This window comes from Saccharopolyspora sp. NPDC045941, from assembly GCF_056431445.1.
In genome coordinates, this window is sequence record NZ_JBWKKU010000033.1 from 1 (window position 1) to 20,204 (window position 20,204).

The 20,204-nt window shown below is 69.0% G+C and carries 16 protein-coding genes and 1 pseudogene; 16 read left to right on the forward strand and 1 reads right to left on the reverse strand.

What is annotated here, in order from left to right:
• The first annotated feature begins 376 nt into the window (after window positions 1–376).
• The 13 genes and pseudogenes from AC07FN_RS25215 to AC07FN_RS25275 all read left to right on the forward strand — a co-directional run bounded on the left by AC07FN_RS25215 (window position 377) and on the right by AC07FN_RS25275 (window position 15,864).
• Window positions 377–1,603, forward strand: coding sequence for a CaiB/BaiF CoA transferase family protein (locus tag AC07FN_RS25215; protein ID WP_478397853.1), 1,227 nt, complete (start codon window positions 377–379; stop codon window positions 1,601–1,603).
• A 93-nt stretch (window positions 1,604–1,696) separates the two neighbouring features.
• Window positions 1,697–2,479, forward strand: a complete 783-nt coding sequence (locus AC07FN_RS25220; RefSeq protein ID WP_478397854.1) for an enoyl-CoA hydratase — start codon at window positions 1,697–1,699, stop codon at window positions 2,477–2,479.
• A 300-nt stretch (window positions 2,480–2,779) separates the two neighbouring features.
• The gene (locus tag AC07FN_RS25225; RefSeq protein WP_478397855.1) at window positions 2,780–3,706 is read left to right on the forward strand and encodes a LysR family transcriptional regulator; all 927 of its coding nucleotides are present in this window, start codon (window positions 2,780–2,782) and stop codon (window positions 3,704–3,706) included.
• Between the two features lie 145 nt (window positions 3,707–3,851).
• Window positions 3,852–4,247: a Zn-ribbon domain-containing OB-fold protein gene (locus AC07FN_RS25230; protein WP_478397856.1), complete on the forward strand. Its 396-nt coding sequence runs from the start codon at window positions 3,852–3,854 to the stop codon at window positions 4,245–4,247.
• Entirely contained in the window at window positions 4,247–5,416 is a 1,170-nt protein-coding gene (locus AC07FN_RS25235; RefSeq protein ID WP_478397857.1) for a thiolase, read from the forward strand. Before AC07FN_RS25230 ends, AC07FN_RS25235 begins: the two co-directional genes overlap by 1 nt.
• Entirely contained in the window at window positions 5,413–6,087 is a 675-nt protein-coding gene (locus AC07FN_RS25240; RefSeq protein ID WP_478397858.1) for a 3-oxoacid CoA-transferase subunit A, read from the forward strand. The genes AC07FN_RS25235 and AC07FN_RS25240 overlap by 4 nt, the downstream gene beginning before the upstream one ends.
• On the forward strand, window positions 6,084–6,743 hold the full coding sequence (locus AC07FN_RS25245; protein ID WP_478397859.1) for a 3-oxoacid CoA-transferase subunit B: 660 nt from the start codon (window positions 6,084–6,086) through the stop codon (window positions 6,741–6,743). The genes AC07FN_RS25240 and AC07FN_RS25245 overlap by 4 nt, the downstream gene beginning before the upstream one ends.
• On the forward strand, window positions 6,736–9,036 hold the full coding sequence (locus AC07FN_RS25250; RefSeq protein WP_478397860.1) for an acyl-CoA dehydrogenase family protein: 2,301 nt from the start codon (window positions 6,736–6,738) through the stop codon (window positions 9,034–9,036). The genes AC07FN_RS25245 and AC07FN_RS25250 overlap by 8 nt, the downstream gene beginning before the upstream one ends.
• Entirely contained in the window at window positions 9,033–11,096 is a 2,064-nt protein-coding gene (locus AC07FN_RS25255) for a 3-hydroxyacyl-CoA dehydrogenase NAD-binding domain-containing protein (RefSeq protein WP_478397861.1), read from the forward strand. The genes AC07FN_RS25250 and AC07FN_RS25255 overlap by 4 nt, the downstream gene beginning before the upstream one ends.
• Window positions 11,097–11,133: 37 nt before the next feature.
• Window positions 11,134–12,474 carry an MFS transporter gene (locus tag AC07FN_RS25260; RefSeq protein ID WP_478397862.1) on the forward strand — a complete coding sequence of 447 codons (1,341 nt, stop codon included), beginning with the start codon at window positions 11,134–11,136 and terminating at the stop codon, window positions 12,472–12,474.
• Window positions 12,475–12,582: 108 nt separating this feature from the next.
• Window positions 12,583–13,869, forward strand: a complete 1,287-nt coding sequence (locus AC07FN_RS25265; protein WP_478397863.1) for an SLC13 family permease — start codon at window positions 12,583–12,585, stop codon at window positions 13,867–13,869.
• Window positions 13,870–14,055: 186 nt separating this feature from the next.
• A pseudogene (locus tag AC07FN_RS25270) lies at window positions 14,056–14,670 on the forward strand (enoyl-CoA hydratase-related protein); the annotation flags it as partial.
• A 57-nt stretch (window positions 14,671–14,727) separates the two neighbouring features.
• On the forward strand, window positions 14,728–15,864 hold the full coding sequence (locus AC07FN_RS25275) for a CaiB/BaiF CoA transferase family protein (RefSeq protein ID WP_478397864.1): 1,137 nt from the start codon (window positions 14,728–14,730) through the stop codon (window positions 15,862–15,864).
• Between the two features lie 89 nt (window positions 15,865–15,953).
• Here the strand turns inward: AC07FN_RS25275 and AC07FN_RS25280 are convergent, their stop codons facing one another.
• Entirely contained in the window at window positions 15,954–16,583 is a 630-nt protein-coding gene (locus tag AC07FN_RS25280) for a TetR/AcrR family transcriptional regulator (protein ID WP_478397865.1), read from the reverse strand.
• 142 nt (window positions 16,584–16,725) lie between these two features.
• Here AC07FN_RS25280 and AC07FN_RS25285 point away from each other — a divergent pair, with 142 nt between their 5' ends.
• From AC07FN_RS25285 to AC07FN_RS25295, 3 genes are read left to right on the forward strand one after another with little or no spacing between them, the layout of a single operon-like run.
• A complete protein-coding gene (locus AC07FN_RS25285; protein ID WP_478397866.1) occupies window positions 16,726–17,532 on the forward strand; it encodes a class II aldolase/adducin family protein in 807 nt (268 codons plus the stop codon).
• Window positions 17,533–17,551: 19 nt separating this feature from the next.
• Window positions 17,552–18,913, forward strand: coding sequence for an MFS transporter (locus AC07FN_RS25290; RefSeq protein WP_478397867.1), 1,362 nt, complete (start codon window positions 17,552–17,554; stop codon window positions 18,911–18,913).
• Window positions 18,910–20,202 (forward strand): amidohydrolase, encoded by a 1,293-nt coding sequence (locus AC07FN_RS25295; protein ID WP_478397868.1) that lies wholly within the window; start codon window positions 18,910–18,912, stop codon window positions 20,200–20,202. The genes AC07FN_RS25290 and AC07FN_RS25295 overlap by 4 nt, the downstream gene beginning before the upstream one ends.
• Window positions 20,203–20,204 lie beyond the last annotated feature (2 nt).

The following is a 20,204-nucleotide window of genomic DNA, read 5'->3' on the forward strand; positions in this document are numbered from 1 at the left end:
CTGGCTCAGTTCCAGCAAGGCCAGTTTCGGTCCACGACCATCGCCCATACCACACCCTAACAACCTGACAATGAATCAACGACTCACGACACTAGGGTGCGCCGCAGGACGAGGGCCTGGCCGGAGACGTACGCCCGGAGCCGCCGGCATGATCGCAGGAGCGACCACGACCTGCAGCTCGGTGCAAGTGATGCCCGACGGTGCCCGCCTCGCGGATTCCGCGGCGTCGAAGACCGTCGAGCATGCCGGGAACCTTCATTTTCGCGATTGGTTTCGGCGTCTTCGGAAAATGCGGAGACCGGGTTCGATAATTTCCAATGGTTCTCGCGGAATGGGCGATCTAGGGTGATGTCGTGCGACAAACGATGGAATGGGCATGCTGAGCGGGGCTCTCGCGGGAATCAAGGTTTTGGACCTGTCCCGAATCCTGGCCGGCCCGTGGTGCACCCAGAACCTGGCCGATCTCGGCGCCGAGGTGATCAAGATCGAAAACCCGGACGGAGGCGACGACACCCGGGGCTGGGGGCCGCCGTACTTGCCGGACACCACGGTTGCGGACGGGTTCTCCGGCTACTACATCTGCTGCAACCGGGGCAAGCGGTCGATCGCGATCAACTTCGCCGACCCGGCTGGTGCGGCGCTCGTTCGAGAGTTGGCCGCCGAGGCCGATGTCGTCGTCGAGAACTACAAGCCCGGAACCCTCGACCGGTACGGCCTGGGGTATGCCGCGCTGCGGGAGATCAACCCGAAGCTGATCCACCTGGCCATCACCGGCTTCGGTGCGGGCGGGCCGATGGCTGGGAAGCCCGGTTACGACTACGTCTTCCAGGGCATGGGCGGGCTGATGAGCTACACCGGGCCGGCCGACGGCACACCCGGAGCCGGGCCGTGCAGGACCGGGGTGGCGGTGGTCGACCTGATGTCCGGGATGTATGCGACCAGCGCGATCCTGGCCGCTCTCCTGCAGCGCACGACGACCGGTGCGGGGCAGTCGATCGACATCGCGCTGCTCGACGTCGCGGTGGCGATGAACGCGAACCAGGCGTCGAACTACCTGGTGTCGGACAAGATTCCGCAGCGCATCGGCAACGCCCACCCGAACTGCGCGCCGTATGACGTGTTCGCCTGCGCCGATGGTCACCTGATCCTCGCGATCGGCAACGATGCGCAGTTCCAGCGGTTCTGCGCCGCGGCCGGGCTGGCCGAGCTCGCGGCCGATGAGCGGTACGCGACGAATGCCGCCCGCATCGACAACCTGGCCGAGCTGCGTCCGGTCGTGGCCGCCGCGATGGCGTCCCGCAGCCGCCAGGAGTGGTGCCGCGTGCTCGACGAGGCCGGTGTTCCCTGGGGCGCGATCAACACGCTGGACGACGTCTTCCGCGATGCCCAGGTGGTGCACCGGGGCATGCGGATCGAGGCCGAGCATCCCACGCTGGGCGTCGTGCCGATGGTGCGCAACCCACTGCTGGCCGGGGACCGGAAAGCCGGACACCGACCGCCGCCGGCGAAGGGTGAGCATTCGGTGGAGGTCCTCAGCGGACTCGGCCTCGGAGGTGACGAGATCGCGGCTCTGGTGCGCAAGGGCGTCGTCCACTCCGGTTGATGGCGGTTCTTCGTCGCGTCACCACCAACCCCGCACGACCCGCTGTGGCGTGCCGGTCACAGGCAGAAACGAACCCCGGACTTGGGAGTAGCTTTGGCGGACAGCAAGATTTCCGAGCACACCACGACCACGCTGGACGGCGACGGCATCGCAACGGTCACGATCACCGATGCGAAGGTGCTGAACATCCTGAACAGCGCGGTCATCAAGGACGTCACGGCGGCGATCGAGGCGCTCGCAGCCCGCGACGACGTCCGGGTGCTGGTGCTGCGTGGCACCAGTGACCGGGCGTTCATCGGCGGTGCCGACATCGGCGAGATGGTCACGCTGAACCGGAGCAGCGCCGCCGAGTTCATCACGGGTCTCAAGGGCATGTGCGATGCGGTGCGCGACTTCCCGGCGCCGGTGATCGCCCGGCTCGCCGGCTACACCCTGGGTGGCGGCCTCGAAGTGGCGGCAGCCTGCGACCTGCGGATCGCCAGCAGCGATGCGCACTTCGGCATGCCCGAGGTCGCGGTCGGCATTCCGTCGGTGATCCACGCCGCGCTGCTGCCACGGCTGGTGGGCAACGGCCGCGCCACCTGGCTGACCCTCACCGGCGACCAGATCGATGCGCCCACCGCGCTGTCCTGGGGCTTGGTGCACGAGATCTGCGAACTACCCGAGCTGGATGCCGCGGTAGCCCGCAACGCGAAGCGTCTCGCCGAGCTGGGCCCGGCCGCGCTGCGCCAGCAGAAGCGGTTGCTGCGCTCGTGGGAGGACCTCCCGGTCGACGAGGCAGTAGCGGCCAGCATCCCGGAGTTCGCCGCAGCCTTCGACACCGGTGAACCGCAGCGGTTCATGGCCGAATTCCTGAACCGGAAGCGTTCCCGGTGACCGCGGTTCGATGAATGAACCGGGCCCGCCCCTGTCGCGGCCCTGAGGGGGCGATCGCGGAACGAACCGGTGATCGAGATCGAAGATGTGCTGCCCGCCTCTCGGAGCAGGGCGGGCAGCGGGATTCAAGCCACCCACGTGATCACCGACGGCGCGCGGCCGGGACGCTGTGCGACGTTGTGATGGCCGTCTCGTCGGGTCCTCGCCTGGGCTTCGGGCCGTGGTAATTTCGCCGGGGCGATACCGCAGGTGAGGGGCCGCGCGCGCGACCGGTGTGGAGGTGGCGGATTGGGCGGCGGCATGCGGTACGAACTGACCGATCTCCGGCTGTTCCGCGCCATCGCGGAGGCGGAAAGCCTGTCGACCGGTGCGTCGGCGGTGTTCATCACGGCGTCCTCGGCCAGCTACCGGCTGAAGAACCTCGAACACGCGATGGGCACCGCGTTGTTCACCAGGACGGCGCGCGGGATGCGGTTGACCCCGGCCGGTGAGGTGCTGCTGACGCACGTCCGGGAGTTGCTGGCCGGTGTGGACCGGATGCACGGGGACGTGTCCCGGTTCTCGCAGGGGCTCAAGGGCAGCGTGCGGCTGTGGGCCAACAGCAGTTCCCTCAACGGCTTCATCCTGCCCGGCGTCAGCCGGTTCCTGCTGGCTCACCCCGACGTCAACCTGGATCTGGAGGAGCGGCCGAGCGGTGCGATCGCGGAAGGCGTGGCCACCGGCGAGGTCGATGTCGGTGTGCTGGCCGGGGAAGTCTCCGACAGCCGCGTTCGGTCGATGCGGTACGCGGTGGACGAACTGGTGGTGGTCACGCCGATCGACCACCCGCTGGCCCCCCAGCCGGAGATCCGATTCGGCGCGGCGCTGGAGTTCGACTTCATCTGCATGAGCCGGACCAGCAGCAACTACCTGTTCCTGGCCGAGGTCGCGAAGCGGGACCGGCAGACGCTGAACGCACGGTTGCACGTCCACTCGTTCAACGCCGTGCTGCACCTGGTGGAGACGGGCGTCGGGGTGTCGCTGGTGCCGCTGAGCGTGGCCCGGCCGATGGCCGAAAGCGGCCGGGTGGCCGCGCTGCGCATCCTGGAGCCGTGGGCGGCCCGGGAGCTGCACCTGGTCACGTCGGTGGACGCCGCGCTGCCGAGCTTCACGGCGGCGTTCGTGGACTTCCTGCTCACCGACCCCCGGGTCGTGGCCACCCGGCAGGCGGCCCAGCCCGGCGCGTGAGTGCCTTCGACATCCACGAATCCTGGGTTCGAATATTTCAAGTCGATTTCCGGGGTTGGTGGGAATAGTATTTCATTTCGTTCGGTAGTGCGCATCGGTGAATCGGATGTCGCGTGCCCCGTGGACCACAAGGTTATTGGAAATCATGGAATTCAATCGCAATGGAGCGGCGGACGTAGGCGTCGATGACTATTTCCAGCGGAGTCTCGAAGCCGGGAAGTTCGTGATTCCGCGCTGCGAGGACTGCGGCCGGCCCCATTTCTACCCGCGCATCCTGTGCCCGCACTGCGGCTCGGCGAACCTGCGGTGGGTCGAGCCGTCGGGGCGCGGCACGGTGCACTCCACCACTGTGGTGCATCGCCGGAACGACGAGACCTGCAACGTCGCGCTGGTGGACCTCGACGAAGGTCCGCGCCTGATGACCAACGTGACGGGCATCGAGCCGGCCGAGGTCCGGATCGGGATGCCGGTCGTCGCAGTGGTCGGCAAGGCGGCCGGAGCCGGCCCGCTGCTGACCTTCGAACCGGGGGAGGAGCAGTGATGGCCAACTCCTCGATCGCCGTGCTCGGCACCGGAATGGCCGGGCTCGGGCACGCGGGCACCCGCAGCGAGCAGGACATCATCGCGCAGGCCGCGTCGACGGCGGTGGCGGCCAGCGGGCTGCGGATGGAGCAGATCGACGGCATCATCACCGCCAGCCTGACCTCTCCGTGGTGGGTCATGCGGATGGCGGAGTACCTCGGCATCCGGCCGCGCTTCTCCGACAGCACCATGTTCGGCGGCTCGTCGTTCATCGCCGCGCTGAAGATCGCCCAGCTGGCCATCGCCGCAGGCGAATGCGACAACCTGCTGATCTGCTACGGCGCCACCCCGCGCAGCGCGCCGAGCAGCACCGCTGTCAACCAGATGCGCGCCGCGCTGGACCCGCAGCCGTACGAGCACCCGTACCAGCCGTTCAACCCACCGACCAGCTACGCCCTCGCCGCCGCACGGCACATGCATGAATACGGCACGACGCGCGAACAGCTCGCGAAGGTCGCCGTGGCGGCGCGCAAGTGGGCGCAGCTGAACCCCGCCGCGTTCAAACGCGATCCGCTGACCGTCGACGACGTGGTGAACGCCAAGATGGTGTCGGAGCCGCTGACCGTCCGGGACTGCTGCCTGGTCACCGACGGCGCGGGCGCGTTCGTGGTCACCCGTGCCGACCGCGCCCGCGACCTGCACCCGGCCCCGGTGCACGTGCTCGGCACCGGACATGCTCACTGGCACCGGCAGATCTCCAGCATGCCGGAGCTCACCGTGACCCCGGCGGTCGATTCCGGCCGCGCCGCCTTCGCCCAGGCGGGCCTGGCCCCGGCGGACATCGACGTCGTGGAGCTCTACGACGCGTTCACCATCACGCCGATCCTGTTCCTGGAAGACCTGGGTTTCTGCGCGAAGGGGGAGGGCGGCGCGTTCGTCTCGGACGGCCGCATCGAGCCCGGCGGCAGCCTGCCGATGAACACCAACGGCGGCGGCCTGTCCTTCGCACACCCGGGGATGTACAGCATTTTCCTGGTCATCGAGGCGGTCGAGCAGCTGCGCGGTGCGGCGGGGGCGCGGCAAGTGCCGGAAGCGCGGACCGCTCTGGTGCACGGCAACGGCGGGGTCTTCTCCAGCGAGGCCACCGCGATCCTGTCCACGGCGTCCCCGGCGGAGGTGCGGTCTTGATCAACAAGTTCGTCGAGTCCATCGAGCAGGCGGTGGCCGGCATCGCAGCCGGATCCACCGTCCTGGTCAGCGGTTTCGGCGTGGCCGGTCAGCCGGTCGAACTGCTGGAGGCGCTGGCCGAGCAGGGCGCCGCCGAGCTCACCGTGGTGTGCAACAACAGCGGCACCGGGGAGCAAGGGCTGGCCCGGCTGATCAAGCTCGGACGGGTCCGCAAGCTGATCGCGTCCTACCCCAGCGGCACCGGATCCCACGTCTTCGCGGAGGCGTTCGCGGCGGGCCGCATCGAGTACGAATGCGTGCCGCAGGGCACGCTGGCGGAGAGACTGCGCGCCGCCGGCGCGGGCCTGGGCGGCTTCTTCACGCCGACCGGCTACGGAACCGCGTTGGCCGACGGCAAGGAAACCCGGGTCATCGATGGCCGGGGCCACGTCTTCGAGGCGCCGCTGCACGGCGATGTCGCGCTGGTGAAGGCCGAACACGCCGACCGGTGGGGAAACCTCACCTACCGCAAGACGGGCCGGAACTTCGGGCCGCTGATGTGCATGGCCGCCGCCACGGCGATCGTTCAGGCCGACCGGTCCTGCAAGCTCGGTGCGATGGACCCGGAATCGGTGGTGACGCCGGGCATCTTCGTGCAGCGGGTGGTCGTCGCGAACGGGAGGACCGCATGATCGGGAAGCGGAGTCGATCGGAGATGGCGCGGGCGGTCGCGCGGGACATCCCCTCCGGTTCGTACGTGAACCTCGGGATCGGGCTGCCGGTACTCGCCCTGGAGCACTGGACACCCGCCGACGAGGTCGTCGTGCACAGCGAGAACGGCATCCTCGGCATGCGCGCCCTGGCGCCCGGCGAGGAGCCCGATCCGAACCTCACCAACGCCGCGAAGGCACCGGTGGGCATGCTGCCGGGCGGTTCGTTCTTCCACCACGCCGACTCGTTCGCCATGATGCGCGGCGGACATCTCGACTACTGCGTCCTCGGGGCCTACCAGGTCTCTGCTTCCGGTGACCTGGCGAACTGGTCGCTGGGAGACACCGGTCGGGCCGACGCCGTCGGCGGTGCGATGGATCTCGCGGTCGGCGCCAAGCGGGTGCACGTCGTGATGGAACACCTCACCAAGGACGAACGACCACGCCTGGTGGCGCAGTGCTCGCTGCCGCTGACCGGCGCGGGAGTGGTCGACCGGGTCTACACCGACCTGGCCACGGTGGACGTGACGATGAACGGCCTCGTGGTGCGCGAAATGGTTCCCGGGATCACCCGCGCGCAACTGCAGGACCGGACCGGTGCCCCGCTGTCCTTCGAGCTGGAGGAGAAGCATGTCTGACAACACGGAACTGGCGGCTTTTCGGGCCGAGGTGCGGGACTTCATAGCCGCCGAGCTGCCCGCGGACCTGCGCCGCAAGGTCATCGAGCACCGGCGCCTGGAGAAACAGGACTTCCTGCGCTGGCAAGGAATCCTGCAAGCGCGCGGTTGGGCCGCGCCGAACTGGCCGGTGTCCCACGGCGGGGCAGGATGGTCTCCGGCTCAGCGGCAGATCTTCGACGAGGAAGCCGCCATTGCCGGGGCGCCCGAGACGCCGCCGTTCGGCCTCCGCATGGTCGGCCCGGTGCTGCTCGAATACGGCACGCCGCAGCAGCGAGAACGCTTCCTGCCCAGGATCCTGACCGGCGAGGACTGGTGGTGCCAGGGCTATTCGGAACCAGGTTCGGGCTCCGACCTGGCGTCGCTGAAGCTGCGCGCGGACCGGGACGGCGACCACTTCGTCCTCAACGGACAGAAGACCTGGACCACCTACGCGCAGTACGCGGACATGATGTTCTGCCTGGCCCGCACCGACAGCGGCGGCAAACCGCAGGAGGGCATCTCGTTCCTGCTCGTCGACATGCGTTCGCCGGGCGTCACGGTGCGGCCGATCCGCACCATCGACGGTGACACCGAGATCAACGACGTGTTCTTCGACGACGTCCGGGTGCCGGTGGACAACCTCGTCGGTGAGCTCGGCGGCGGCTGGACCTGCGCGAAGTTCCTGCTGGCGCAGGAACGCTTCGGCGCCGCGCGGGTGGGCCGGGCCAAGCGAGAACTCGCCTTCCTCCAAGGGATCGCCGCGCAGCGGGTCGTCGACGGGGTGCCGCTGAGTGCGGACCCGGTGTTCGCCGCGGAACTGGCGCGGCTGGAGATCGACGGGCTCGCCTTGCAGGAGACGAACCTGCGGCTGACCGAACGGGTGCTGGCAGACGGAGGGCTGGGTACCGAGGCGTCGGTGCTGCGGCTGCTCGGCGCGGACGTGGCGCAGCGGATCACCGAGCAGCAGGTCGAGGTGGCCGGGGTGCACGGCATCCGGTACCCGGAAGGCGCTTTCTCGCTGGACGGCGCCGGAGTCGGCCCGGACTGGGCGGAGCCGCTCGCCGGCTTCCACCTGAACCTGCGCAAGATCTCGATCTACGGCGGAACCAACGAGATCCAGCGCAACATCATCGCCAAGACCCTGCTGGACCAGCGCGAAGGCCGCTGGCAGCACGTGGACCTGCAGGACGAGCAGCGGGCGATCGCCGAGGCTGTCGGCAGCTACCTGGACCGCGAGTACCCGCCGCCGCCGCGAACCACGCTCGAACCCGCGCACTGGAAGTCCTTCGCCGAAATGGGCTTGCTGGGCTTGGCCGCCGAGGACTCCGGCGCGGATGCGAGCACGACGGCCGTAGTCCTGGCGGAGTTCGGCAGCCGGCTGGTCGACGAACCGTACGTGAGCACGGCGGTGCTGGGCGCACGGTTGCTCGCCGGCGGCCTCCCCGAGCAGCGCGCCTGCGACGAAATCCTGCCCGGGGTGGTTGCGGGCGAGCGCATCGTCGCTCTCGCCCACGGCGAGGCGCAGACGGATCACAACCCGCGCAGCGTCGAGACCCGAGCGGTGCGCACCGGCGACGGTTGGTCGCTGACGGGGCAGAAGATCGTCGTGATCGACGGCGGCCGAGCCGACCACTTCATCGTCTCGGCCCGCACCTCGGGCGACGCGGCGGCCGAGGCCGGCATCTCGCTGTTCCTCGTCGACCGCGACCAGACCGGGCTGGACCTCCGCGACTACCCGACCATCGACGGCCGCCGCGGGACCGACCTGCGGTTCGCCGACATCCACCTGCCGGAGACGGCCCTGATCGGAGCTCCCGACCAGGCCTTCCCGGTGCTGGACGAGGCGCTCGACGCCGCGACCGCCGCGCTGTGCGCGGAAGCGGTCGGGGTCATGAGCACCGTCCTGGACCTCACCACCCAGTACATCCGGGACCGCCGCCAGTTCGGCTCCAGGCTCGCGGATTTCCAGGTCATCCGGCACCGGTGGGTGGACATGCTGCTGGCGCTGGAACAGGCCCGATCGCTGGCCTGGCTGGCGGCCCGCCACGTCGACGATGCCGACCGGGCGGTGCGCGCCCGGATGGTCTCCGCGGCCAAGGTCGGCTGCGTCGAAGCCGGGCGCCTCCTGCGGCAGCAGGGCATCCAGCTGCACGGAGCCATCGGCATGACCGACGAGCTCGCGCTCGGCCACTACGTCAAGCGCCTGTTCGCCATCGAGCACACCTTCGGCGGCGTTCGCCACCACCTGACCAGATTCGCGGAGAACTCATGACCACCGCCACGTACCAGCGGCGCAGCGACATCGCTGTCCTCCTCCTCGACAACCCGCCGGTCAACGGCCTCGGCGACACCGTCCGAAAAGGACTGCTCGAAGGCATCGCCCGGGCGGTCGCCGACCCGGCGGTGCGGGCCGTGGTGCTCGCCGGGCGCGGCCGCGGCTTCTCCGGCGGCGCCGACGTCCGCCAGTTCAACACCCCCGCGGCGAATGCCGAACCGATGCTGCGCCAGGTCATCGCCGCGATCGAAGAGTCCGCCAAACCGGTCATCGCGGCGATCCACGGCATGGCGCTGGGCGGCGGACTGGAGCTGGCACTGGGCTGCCACTACCGCGTGGTGACCGCGGACGCGACCCTCGGGCTGCCCGAGGTCAACCTCGGGCTGGTGCCCGGCGGCGGTGGCACCCAGCGGTTGCCCCGGCTCATCGGGGTCGCCGCCGCGCTGGATCTGATCCAGCACGCCCGCATGGTGAACGGGGCCGAGGCGGTGGCACTCGGCCTGGCCGATGCGACCTTCGACGGCGACCCGGTCGATGGCGGCGTCGAATTCGCCCGCACGGTGCTCGACGCGCCGAACCACCCGGTGATCGGCCGACGCGCTCCAGCAGCCGCCGAAGTCGACTTCGCCGCGGCCCGCGCAGCGGTCTCCCCGCGAGCCCGCAACGCCGACGCGCAGCGCGGCGCCATCGACTGCGTCGAACACGCCACCGAACTGCCCCTGACCGACGGCCTGGACCGGGAGCGAGCGGTCTTCGAACGACTGGTCGGCGAGCCGACGTCGAAAGCCCTGCGGCACCTGTTCTTCGCCGAACGCAAGGCGGCCAAGGCACCCGGGCCGGGCAACCGCCCGATCAAGTCGGTGGCCGTGATCGGCGCGGGGACCATGGGCGGCGGAATCGCGATGGCGTTCGCCAACGCCGGATACCCGGTCACCGTCTTCGAACGCGAGCAGGCGCCGCTGGATCGCGGGCTGGCGCTGATCCGCCGCAACTACGAGATCACCGCGAACAAGGGCAAACTCAGCCAGGACCAGATCACCCAGCGCCTGGCGCGCATCAAACCCACGCTGGACATGCCCGACGTCGCCGACGCCGACCTCGTGATCGAGGCGGTGTTCGAGGAAATGCCCATCAAGAAGGCGGTTTTCCAGCAACTCGACGCGGTGTGCAAGCCGGGGGCGATCCTGGCGACGAACACCTCCCGGCTGGACATCGACGAGATCGCCGCCGCGACCAGCAGGCCGCAGGACGTGATCGGGCTGCACTTCTTCAGCCCGGCCAACGTGATGCGGCTGCTCGAGGTGGTCCGCGGTGCCCGGACGGCCGACGAGGTGATCGACACCAGCATGCGGATCGCCGCCGACATCGGGAAGATCCCGGTGCTGGTCGAGGTGTGCGAGGGTTTCGTCGGCAACCGGATGCTCACCGGCTACTGGCGCGAAGCCTGGTTCCTGCTCGAAGAAGGCGCCTCGCCGCAGCAGATCGACCAGGCCATGAAGGACTTCGGCATGGCCATGGGGCCGCTGACCATGTCCGACCTCGTGGGACTGGACATCAACTGGGCCGCCCGCAAGCGCCTCGCCCCGACTCGCCCCGAGCACCTGCGCTACTCGGCGGTGCCCGACCGCATCTGCGAGCAGGGCAGGTTCGGGCAGAAGACCAACGCCGGTTTCTACCGCTACGAACCGGGCGACCGCACACCGATCCCGGACCCAGCGGTCGAGGAGATCGTCGAGCAGTGCGCACGGGAAGCCGGCATTCAGCGCCGCGAGATCTCCACCGAGGAGATCGTGGACCGCTGCGTGCTCGCGCTGATCAACGAGGGCGCACGGATCGTCGAAGAGGGAATCGTGCAGCGCGCCTCGGACGTCGATGTCGTGTACGTCCAAGGCTACGGATTCCCGGCCTGGCGCGGCGGCCCGATGCACCACGCCCGAACCACCGGTTTGGACATCACCCTGGCCAAGATCAAGGCGCTGCACGCCGCGCATGGCGAGCTCTGGGCACCTGCACCACTGCTGGAACGGGCCGTGGCCGAAGGCCGCACCAGCCTCTGACCCGGTCTTCCTCTCATTGCTGGACGAAGGAGTCCGCATGTCCACACCTTCGCTCGATACCGGGAAGTCGGGAGACGCCGTCGGCGTCGCGGCTCCGATCGACTCCGCCGCGCGATCCAGGATGGCCCGCCGGGCCGGAATCGCGGCCTTCGTCGGAACCACCATCGAAATCTTCGACTTCTACATCTACAGCACCGCATCCGCGCTCGTGCTGGGCGCGCTGTTCTTCCCGACGGTCTCGCCGGCCATCGGCACGCTGGTCGCCTTCGCCACCATCTGGGTCGGATTCATCGCTCGCCCCCTGGGCGGCGTCATCTTCGGCCACTTCGGCGACCGGCTCGGCCGCAAGAAGATGCTGATGATCACCCTGACCATGATGGGGATCGCCACCACCCTGGTCGGCCTGCTGCCGACCTACGGCCAGATCGGCATCGCCGCGCCGCTGCTGCTGGTCACCGTGCGGATGCTGCAGGGCATCGCGATCGGCGGCGAATGGGGCGGCGCGGTGCTGATCGCCACCGAACACGCGCCCAAGAAGAAGAGCATCCTCTTCGGCGCGTTCGCCCAACAGGGCTCGCCGGTCGGAAACCTGCTGGGCACGCTGGCGTTCATCGCCATCACCCAGCTTCCCGAGGAGCAGTTCACCTCGTGGGGCTGGCGGATCCCGTTCCTGTTCTCCGCGGTGCTGGTCATCGTCGGCATCGTGATCCGCACCCGGCTGGAGGAGTCGCCGGAGATGGAGAGCCTCCGCCGGTCCAGCACGGTCGTGCGGCTGCCGCTGGCCGAAGTGCTCCGGTCCACGCCGAAGGTCGTCGTGCTCGGCATCCTGGCCGGCGCGATCGGGATGGCTTCCTCGTACGTCAAGACGACCTTCGCGCTGTCCTGGGCCACCGAGGACATCGGCTTCTCCCGGTCCACCTTCCTGGTGGTCATCATGGTCGCGCTGATCGCGCAGGTGCTGGCCCAGCCCTTCGGCGCGGTGCTGGCCACCAGGTTCGACACCCGGAAGGCGATCGTCTGGATCCTGGTGCCGGAGATCTTCCTGATGCCGCTGATGTTCTACCTGATCGGCACGGGGTCTACCGCGCTGGCCATCGTGGGCATGGTGCTGGCGACCTTCCCGCACTCGATGTTCTACGCGACCCTGGCCGGAATCCTCTCCAACGCCTTTCCCGCCCGGACCCGCTACACCGGCATCTCGGTCTGCTACCAGATGTCCACCACGGTCTTCGCGGGCACCGCGCCGTTCCTGTGCCAGTACCTGCTCACCACGACGGGCTCGATCACTTCGGTGGTGGCGCTGACGATCGGCTACGTCGTGCTGTCGCTGGTCTGCTCCCTGGCCCTCCTGAACCGGACTCCCGCACCGCACGAATGATCCGGGTCAGAACTCACTCACGCAACGAAGCTTGGAGACGCGAAGTGGTTCAACCGGACGGAATTCGACGAGGTTCGAGCAACGTCGTGGGATGCGAGGTCCACTAGCATGGGGATCCACCTGGCAGGTGTCGGCCTGCTGCTCGTTTCGTTCGTGCTCGCCACCGTCCTGCCGCTCAACCTCGGGGCGCTCGCGCTGGCAGCGACGTTCGTGGTGGGGCTGCTGGTTTCGGGAACGGACGCGGACACGATCTTCGCCCAGTTCCCGGGCAATCTGTTCGTGGTGCTCGTAGGTGTGACGTTCCTGTTCAACGTCGCCAGTGCGAACGGCACGATCGACTGGCTGGTCTCCGCGACCGCACGGCTGGTGCGAGGACGAGTCCTCGTCGTCCCGTGGATGATGTTCCTGCTCGCCGGCCTGTTCTCGGCAATCGGAGCCCTGTACGCGGTGCCGATCGTCGCCCCGATCGCACTGGACTTCGCGCGGCGCAACCGGATCCCGGTCCTGCTGATGGGGCTGATGGTGATGCACGGGTGGGCGGCGGGCGCCCTGTCGCCGATCAGCGTCTACGGGATTCTCATCGGCGAGCTCTTGGCCTCGAACCGGCTCCCGATCGACCGCGGTGGCATGTTCGCCATCGGGGCCTGCGCGAACGTGGTCATCGCGCTCGTCGTGTTCGGTGTCCATGCCGCGCGCAGGTCGCTGCGAGTTCCCGTGGGGCAAGGTGCGGCGGCGCGACCTGTTGGTGGCGAGCCCGCCGACACGCAGAACGAGGTCGGCGGCCCAACCGGCGTCGGCCCCCGCTTCTCCGCCACGACCGCCCTCACTTTGCTGGCGATCGCGCTGCTCGTCGTGGCGAGCGTGTTCTTCCGGACCGACATCGGGCTGCTCGCCGTCTCGCTCGCCGTTCTGCTCGGCTTGCTTCGGCCAGCCGAGCAGAAGAAGGCGCTGTCCGACGTCCCGTGGTCGGTCGTCATGCTGGTGTGCGGGATCGTCACTTATATCGGTCTGCTGAAGCACCTCGGCACGCTGGACCTGGTCGGCGAGCTCGCAGACCAGGCTGCCGCACCGGCAATCGCGGTCCTGCTGATCTGCTACATGGCTGCTGTCGTGTCCGCCTTCGCGTCCTCGACCGGGGTCATCGCCGCAGTGGTGCCGATCCTGATCCCCGTCCTGGCGGACTCGGGTATCGGTGCCACCGTCGCGGCGGCCGCGGTCGGCGTCTCGGCCACGATCGTCGACGTCAGCCCCCTGTCCATCAACGGTGCGATCGTCATGGCTGCGAGCCCGGAAGGCGAACGCACGACGATCTTCCGCTCCCTCCTCGGCTACGGCGGGGCGATGGCCGTGTTCGGCCCCCTGCTCATCTGGGCCGTCACGGTCCTCCCCAGCTGACCCCGCCGCAGAATGAAAGGAGACGTCCATGGGAATCCTCGACGTCCAGCAGCGTGACAACGTCCTGCATGTGGTCTTCGACCGCCCGGAGAAGCTCAACGCGATGCGCCGGGAGGACATCGACGCCCTACCCGCCCTGATCGCCGGGGCCTCGGACATCCACGCGATCGTGTTCCGGGGAGCGGGGAACGAGCGTTCAGCGCCGGCGTGGACGTCAGGGAGTTCCTTGCCCTCACGACTCCCGACAGCGCGCGGGACTTCATCTCCGCGCTGCGAGACATGCTGGCGAGCGTCCGCCGTGCACCTGTCACGACCATCTGCGCCATTGACGGCTACTGCATCGGCGGTGCTCTGGAGCTGGCTGTCGCCTGCGACGTGCGCCTGGTGACGACGCGGTCCAGCTTCGGCCTGCCGGAGATCAAGCTGGGCATCCCGTCGGTCATCGACGCCGGGCTCCTGCAGCAGTACGTGGGTCTCGGCCACGCGAAGGAGATGATCCTGACCGGCGATCTTCACCCGGCCACCGCGCCGCAGCTCGCCGGTCTCTGCAACCGGCTCGTCGAGCCGAGTGGGTTGGAGGAGGTGCTCGAAACCTTCCTGGCGAAGGTCACGAGCCACACCACAACGGTGCTCGCGTCGCAGAAGCGGCTCTTCGAGACGTGGCAGAACACGACCACGGACGTGGGCATCGATGTCAGCGTCGGTGAGTTCGCCGGTACCTTCGCCGCCGCCGACACGATGGAAGCGCTGACCCGGTACGGAGCCGAGCTGGGAATCGAGCGCGAGTCGGCCGGCCGGTGATGGCCCGCGACGCAGACCTGCCCCCCCAGCTGCGAGCACAGGAGAGGACACAGCCGGATGACCAAGCCACTGGAAGGGATGCTCGTAGTCAGCCTGGAGCAGGCAGTCGCCGCGCCGTTGGCGACGTGCCGGCTTGCCGACGCGGGCGCTCGTGTGGTCAAGATCGAGCGCACATCGGGAGATTTCGCCCGGGGATACGACCGTGCGGTCCAGGGAGAGAGCGCCTACTTCGTCTGGCTCAACCGAGGCAAGGAGTCGATCTGCCTGGACTTCACCCGGGAAGAGGACGCTGCCCTGCTACGAGCCATGATCAGCCGCGCCGATGTCTTCGTGCAGAACCTCGGCCCGGGTGCAGCGGCTCGCGCCGGTCTCGAAGCGGAATCACTGGTCGAGGCGAATCCCCGGCTCGTCGCCTGCACCATCTCCGGCTACGGCCGGACCGGGCCCTACGCGCAGATGAAGGCCTACGACCTGCTGATCCAGGCGGAGTCCGGGCTGGCATCGGTCACGGGAACGCCCGAGGCGCCGGGCCGGGTGGGGGTGTCCGCGTGCGACATCGCCGCGGGACTCTCCGCCCACGCCGGGATCGTGGAGGCCCTGCTGAGGCGCGCGACCACGGGCTCAGGGGGCGTTGTGGACGTCTCGATGTTCGCGGCGATGGCAGAGTGGATGGCCGTCCCGTTGCTGCATTGGGAGCACCAGCACACGATCTGGCCGCGGGTGGGCCTCAACCACCCGATCATCGCCCCGTACGGGGCGTATCCCACCGCCGGCGAGGGGATGGTGCTGGTCGGCGTCCAGAACGACGTCCAGTGGCGGCGGTTCGCGGAGCGGCTGCTCGACCGGCCAGAGCTCGCCGGCGACGAGCGGTACGCCACGAACATCGAGCGGGTCGCCCACCGGGCCGAGATCGACGGTCTCGTCGAAGGCTTTCTCGCGCAGCTCACCGCCGATGAGGCCGTCGCCCGGCTCGCGCAGGTCGACATCCCGTGCGCCCGGATCAACGGGGTTCCGGAGCTCGCCGTCCACCCCCAGCTGAGCCGGCTCGGGGTGGACACGCCTGCCGGCACCGTTTCTGTGACGGCGCCCCCAACGCGGCACTCGTCCTGGTCGCCCGAGTCCGCGTCCGTACCCGCGCTCGACCAGCACGGTGCGGCGCTCCGCGAGGAGTTCGCAGCGCCCAAGGCGCCGTAGCGCCGCGCACGAGCCGACATGCGGTGACCCCGCGGATCTCGGCATTGCGGATCTTGCCGGTTGCGAACGCCGCATCGTGCGGAACCGTGTCAGGGGCTGGTTTTCCGCTTGGCCCGGCTTCGGGAGAGGGACTTGATGAGTGGCGGCAGATAGGTCGTCGCCAGCTCGTCCGGGGCCAGCTGGTCCGGCTCGACGAGGCTCTGCGCCAGGGCGCCTTCGTGCAGGGCGGCGATGAACCGGGCGAGTGAGTCCAGGTCGACGGTGGGCTGCCGGCCAAGGCGGTCGAACAGCGCGCCGAGCAGTCGCGAGATCTCGTCGCGCAGGCGGCGGTCGTGCTCGGCCAGGGCGCGTGCCGTCTCGGGGTTGCGGATGGCGTGGAGCGTGAACTCCGTCGACAGCAGGTACCAGCGACGTTCGCTGTCGTCGACCGCGCTGGTGCGCTGGATCAGCGTGCTCAGCGGGTCCGGCGCGTCCCGCATCTCTTCGATCGCCTGGGTGAGCCGGTCGATGACCCGTTGGGCGTGCAGGTCGAACAACGCGAAGAACAGGTCTTCCTTCGTGCGGTAGTTGTAGTAGAACGCTCCGCGGGTGAGGTCCGCCCGGTCGCAGATCTCCTCGATCGAGGCGCCGTAGAAGCCGCGGTCGGCGAACGTCTCGAGCGCCGCTTCGAGCAGGCGCTCGGTGGTCTTCGGACGACGTTTGGTCTGTCCCCTCGGCAACGCATTCCTCCACGGGCATTGACATCCGGACGTGACGCCCTTCACGATACAGGATCGTATGACATACAGCTCTGTATGAAATACGACCCTGTATGAGAAGCGACTGCGCCACTCGTTCCGTTGATCCCCGAGGAGACTTCTGATGGAGACGACCGCTGCCGAAGTGCACATCGGACTCGGACCGACCCCGCCCGGATTCCAGGCCATGCTCCCTCCCACCTTCGACTCGGTGGAGGATGAGCGGCTGCACCGCAAGCAGGAACTGGCCGCCGCCTTCCGGCTGTTCGGCAAGCTCGGCTTCTCGGAAGGGGTGGCCGGGCACATCACGGCTCGCGACCCGGAGAACCCCGAGTGGTTCTGGGTCAATCCCTTCGGGATGAGCTTCAGCCAGATCAAGGTCTCCGACCTGATCCTGGTCGATCACGCCGGCAACGTGGTGGAGGGCCGCCGACCGGTGAACCGCGCGGCGTTCTGCATCCACTCCGAAGTGCACAAGGCCCGACCGGACGCCGTCGCGGCGGCCCATGCGCATTCCTTGCACGGCAAGGCATTCGCCACCCTGCGCCGGCATCTGTCCCCGATCACCCAGGACGCCTGCGCGTTCTTCGAGGACCACGGCCTGTACGAGGACTTTCGCGGGGTGGTCAACGACACGGAGGAGGGTAGGCGGATCGGTGTCGCGCTCGGCGGCCACAAGGCGGTCGTCCTGGCCAACCACGGCCTGCTGACGGTCGGCCAGAGCGTGGCGGAGGCCGCCTGGTGGTTCGTCACCATGGAACGTTCCTGCCAGGCGCAGCTGCTGGCCATGGCGACCGGGCATCCGCACGAGATCGACCGCGAGACCGCCCTCCAGGTGCGCGAGCAGATCGGCAGCCCGTTGTCCGGGTGGTTCCAGTTCCGGCCCATGTGGGACCGCATCACCGAAGAGCAACCGGACCTGTTCGACTGATCGGCTCGGGGAGGACGACATGAGCTCTGCTTCCGTCCCCGAGCCCGCCCGGCCGGCACCCATGGACGAGTCCTTGATCGACAGGGGTGTCGCGCTGGCCAGGCGACGGCTGATACCGGTGCTGGTCCTGATGTACGTCTTTTCGTACCTGGACCGGCTGAACCTGAGCTACGCCGAACCCAGCATCTCGCGCACGCTCGAACTGAGCGCGACGGTGTTCGGCGCCGCGGCAGGAGCTTTCTTCCTCGGCTACGCACTGCTGGAAGTGCCGAGCAACCTCATCCTCTACCGCCTCGGAGCACGTCGGTGGCTCGCGCGGATCATGATCACCTGGGGTGCGGTGAGCATGCTCTCCGCGCTGTCCTGGGACGCCACCTCGCTGATCGTCTTCCGCGTGCTGCTCGGCATCGCCGAGGCGGGCTTCCTCCCCGGCGTCCTGTTCCTGATCACGCAGTGGTTCCCCGAACGGGAGCGGGGACGCGCGAGCGCGCTCTTGTTCGCGGGGCCGCTGATCGCCGGCGTCGCGGGCGGACCACTGGCCGGTCTCCTGCTGGGGCTCGACGGGGCGGCCGGGTTGCACGGCTGGCAATGGCTCTTCCTCGTCGAAGGGCTGCCCGCCGTCCTCATCGGACTGTGGGTGGCGCGGTGGCTGCCCAACCATCCGGGCGAGGCCTCGTGGCTCGACGGCGAGACAGCGCAGGCCATGCGCGCCGCCATCGCGGCCGAAGCGGCGGCCGTGCGGGGCCGGGAACAGCTCTCCCTCGGGAAGGCCCTGCGGGACCGACGCGTCTTGCTGCTGGCGGCGATCTACCTGTGCTACAACCTCGTGTCCAACGGGGTGACCTTCTGGCTGGCGGCGCTCGTCGGCCAGCTCGGCCAGCTCAGCACGACCCTGTTCAGCGTGCTGATCACGGTCCCGACCGTGGTCGCCGCGATCGGCCTGCTGTTCTTCGGTCGCTTTGCGGGGCGGACGGCCAACAGTCGCGGCCTCCTGCTCATCGGCCTGCTCATCGGCATGGTCGGGCTCTCCGCTGCGGCGGTGCTCCCGCCTGGGCTCAGCTTGGTCGCCGTGGCGGCGGCCTCCTTCGGGGCCAGCGGCCTGCTGCCCGTTTTCTGGGAGTTGCCGGCGCGACTGCTCTCCGGTCGGGCGGCGGCAGGCGGTATCGCGATGATCAACAGCATCGGACAGCTCGGTGGCTTGGCGGGCCCGACGCTCGTCGGCGCCGTCAAGGAGAGCGCCGGATCACTCGGCCCGGCTTTCCTCCTGCTGGCCGGGGTCTTGGCCGTCGCCGCACTGCTGACGCTGCTGGTGCGGTTCCCGCGTGGCGAGTCCGGGTCATCGCCCTTGCCATCGATTCGAGCGGAAACGGAGACATCATGACCGCCCAGTTCGCCGGTCTGGACGACCAGCTACCGGCACTGCACGAGTTGTACCGGGATCTGCACGCCCACCCGGAGCTGTCGTTCCAGGAGGTGCGCACGGCCCGGATCGTCGCCTCCCGGCTGCGCGAGCAGGGGTGGGCGGTCACCGAAGGGGTCGGCGGCACGGGCGTGGTCGGAGTGCTGAGCTCCGGGGACGGGCCGGTGGTGCTGCTGCGGGCCGACATGGACGCGCTTCCGGTGCTGGAGGAGACCGGCCTTCCCTACGCCTCCACCCGGACCGCCGTGGACGCGGACGGCAACGACGTGCCGGTGATGCACGCATGCGGCCACGACATGCACGTCACGTGCCTGCTGGGTGCCACCGCGCTGCTGGCCAGGAACCGGGACGCCTGGCGGGGCACGGTGGTGGCGGTCTTCCAGCCCGCGGAGGAGGTCGGTGGTGCTGCGGCGATGATCGAGGACGGGTTCGCGGAGCGGTTCCCGCGACCCGACGTGTGCCTCGGCCAACACGTCAGCCCGGCCCCGGTGGGCTCCGTCGGGACCCGGCCGGGTCTGGTGATGGCCGCGGCCGACACCCTGCGGGTCCGGTTGTTCGGCCGGGGCGGGCACGGGTCCAGGCCGGAGGCGACCGTGGATCCGGTGGTGCTGGCGGCTGCGATCGTGACGCGCTTGCAGACGGTGGTGGCCCGGGAGGTCGGGGCGGGCAGGCTGGCCGTGGTGACGGTGGGTGCGATCCACGCCGGGACCAAGGCGAACATCATCCCGTCCACCGCCGAGCTGCACATCAGCGTTCGCAGCGATGCCGCCGCGCTCCGGGAGCAGCTGCTGGCGGCCGTGCGGCGGATCATCCACGGCGAAGCCGTGGCGTCCGGAGCCGACCGGGATCCGGAAGTGACGCTCACCGAGAGCTTGCCGATGACCGTCAACGACCCGGCAGCGACCAGAACGGTGCTCCGCGCGTTCATCGAGAACTTCGGTGAGGAGCCGGTGTTCACCCTGCCGCAGGCCGTCACGGGCAGCGAGGACTTCGGTGCTTTCGGCGCGGCCCTCGGCGCACCGTCGGTGTACTGGCTCTTCGGCGGCATGGACCAGGCCGCGTTCGGTGATGTCGACCGGAAGACGTTGCTGGAGAGCGGAATCCCGCCGCACATCCCGAGCAACCACTCGGCGCTGTTCGCTCCGGTTCCCGACCCGTCCATCGAGCTGGGGGTGCGCTACCTGCTCACCGCAGCCGCACCGTGGCTGACCGTCCAACAGGGACATCCCGATGTCCCGGGAGGGAATTGAGA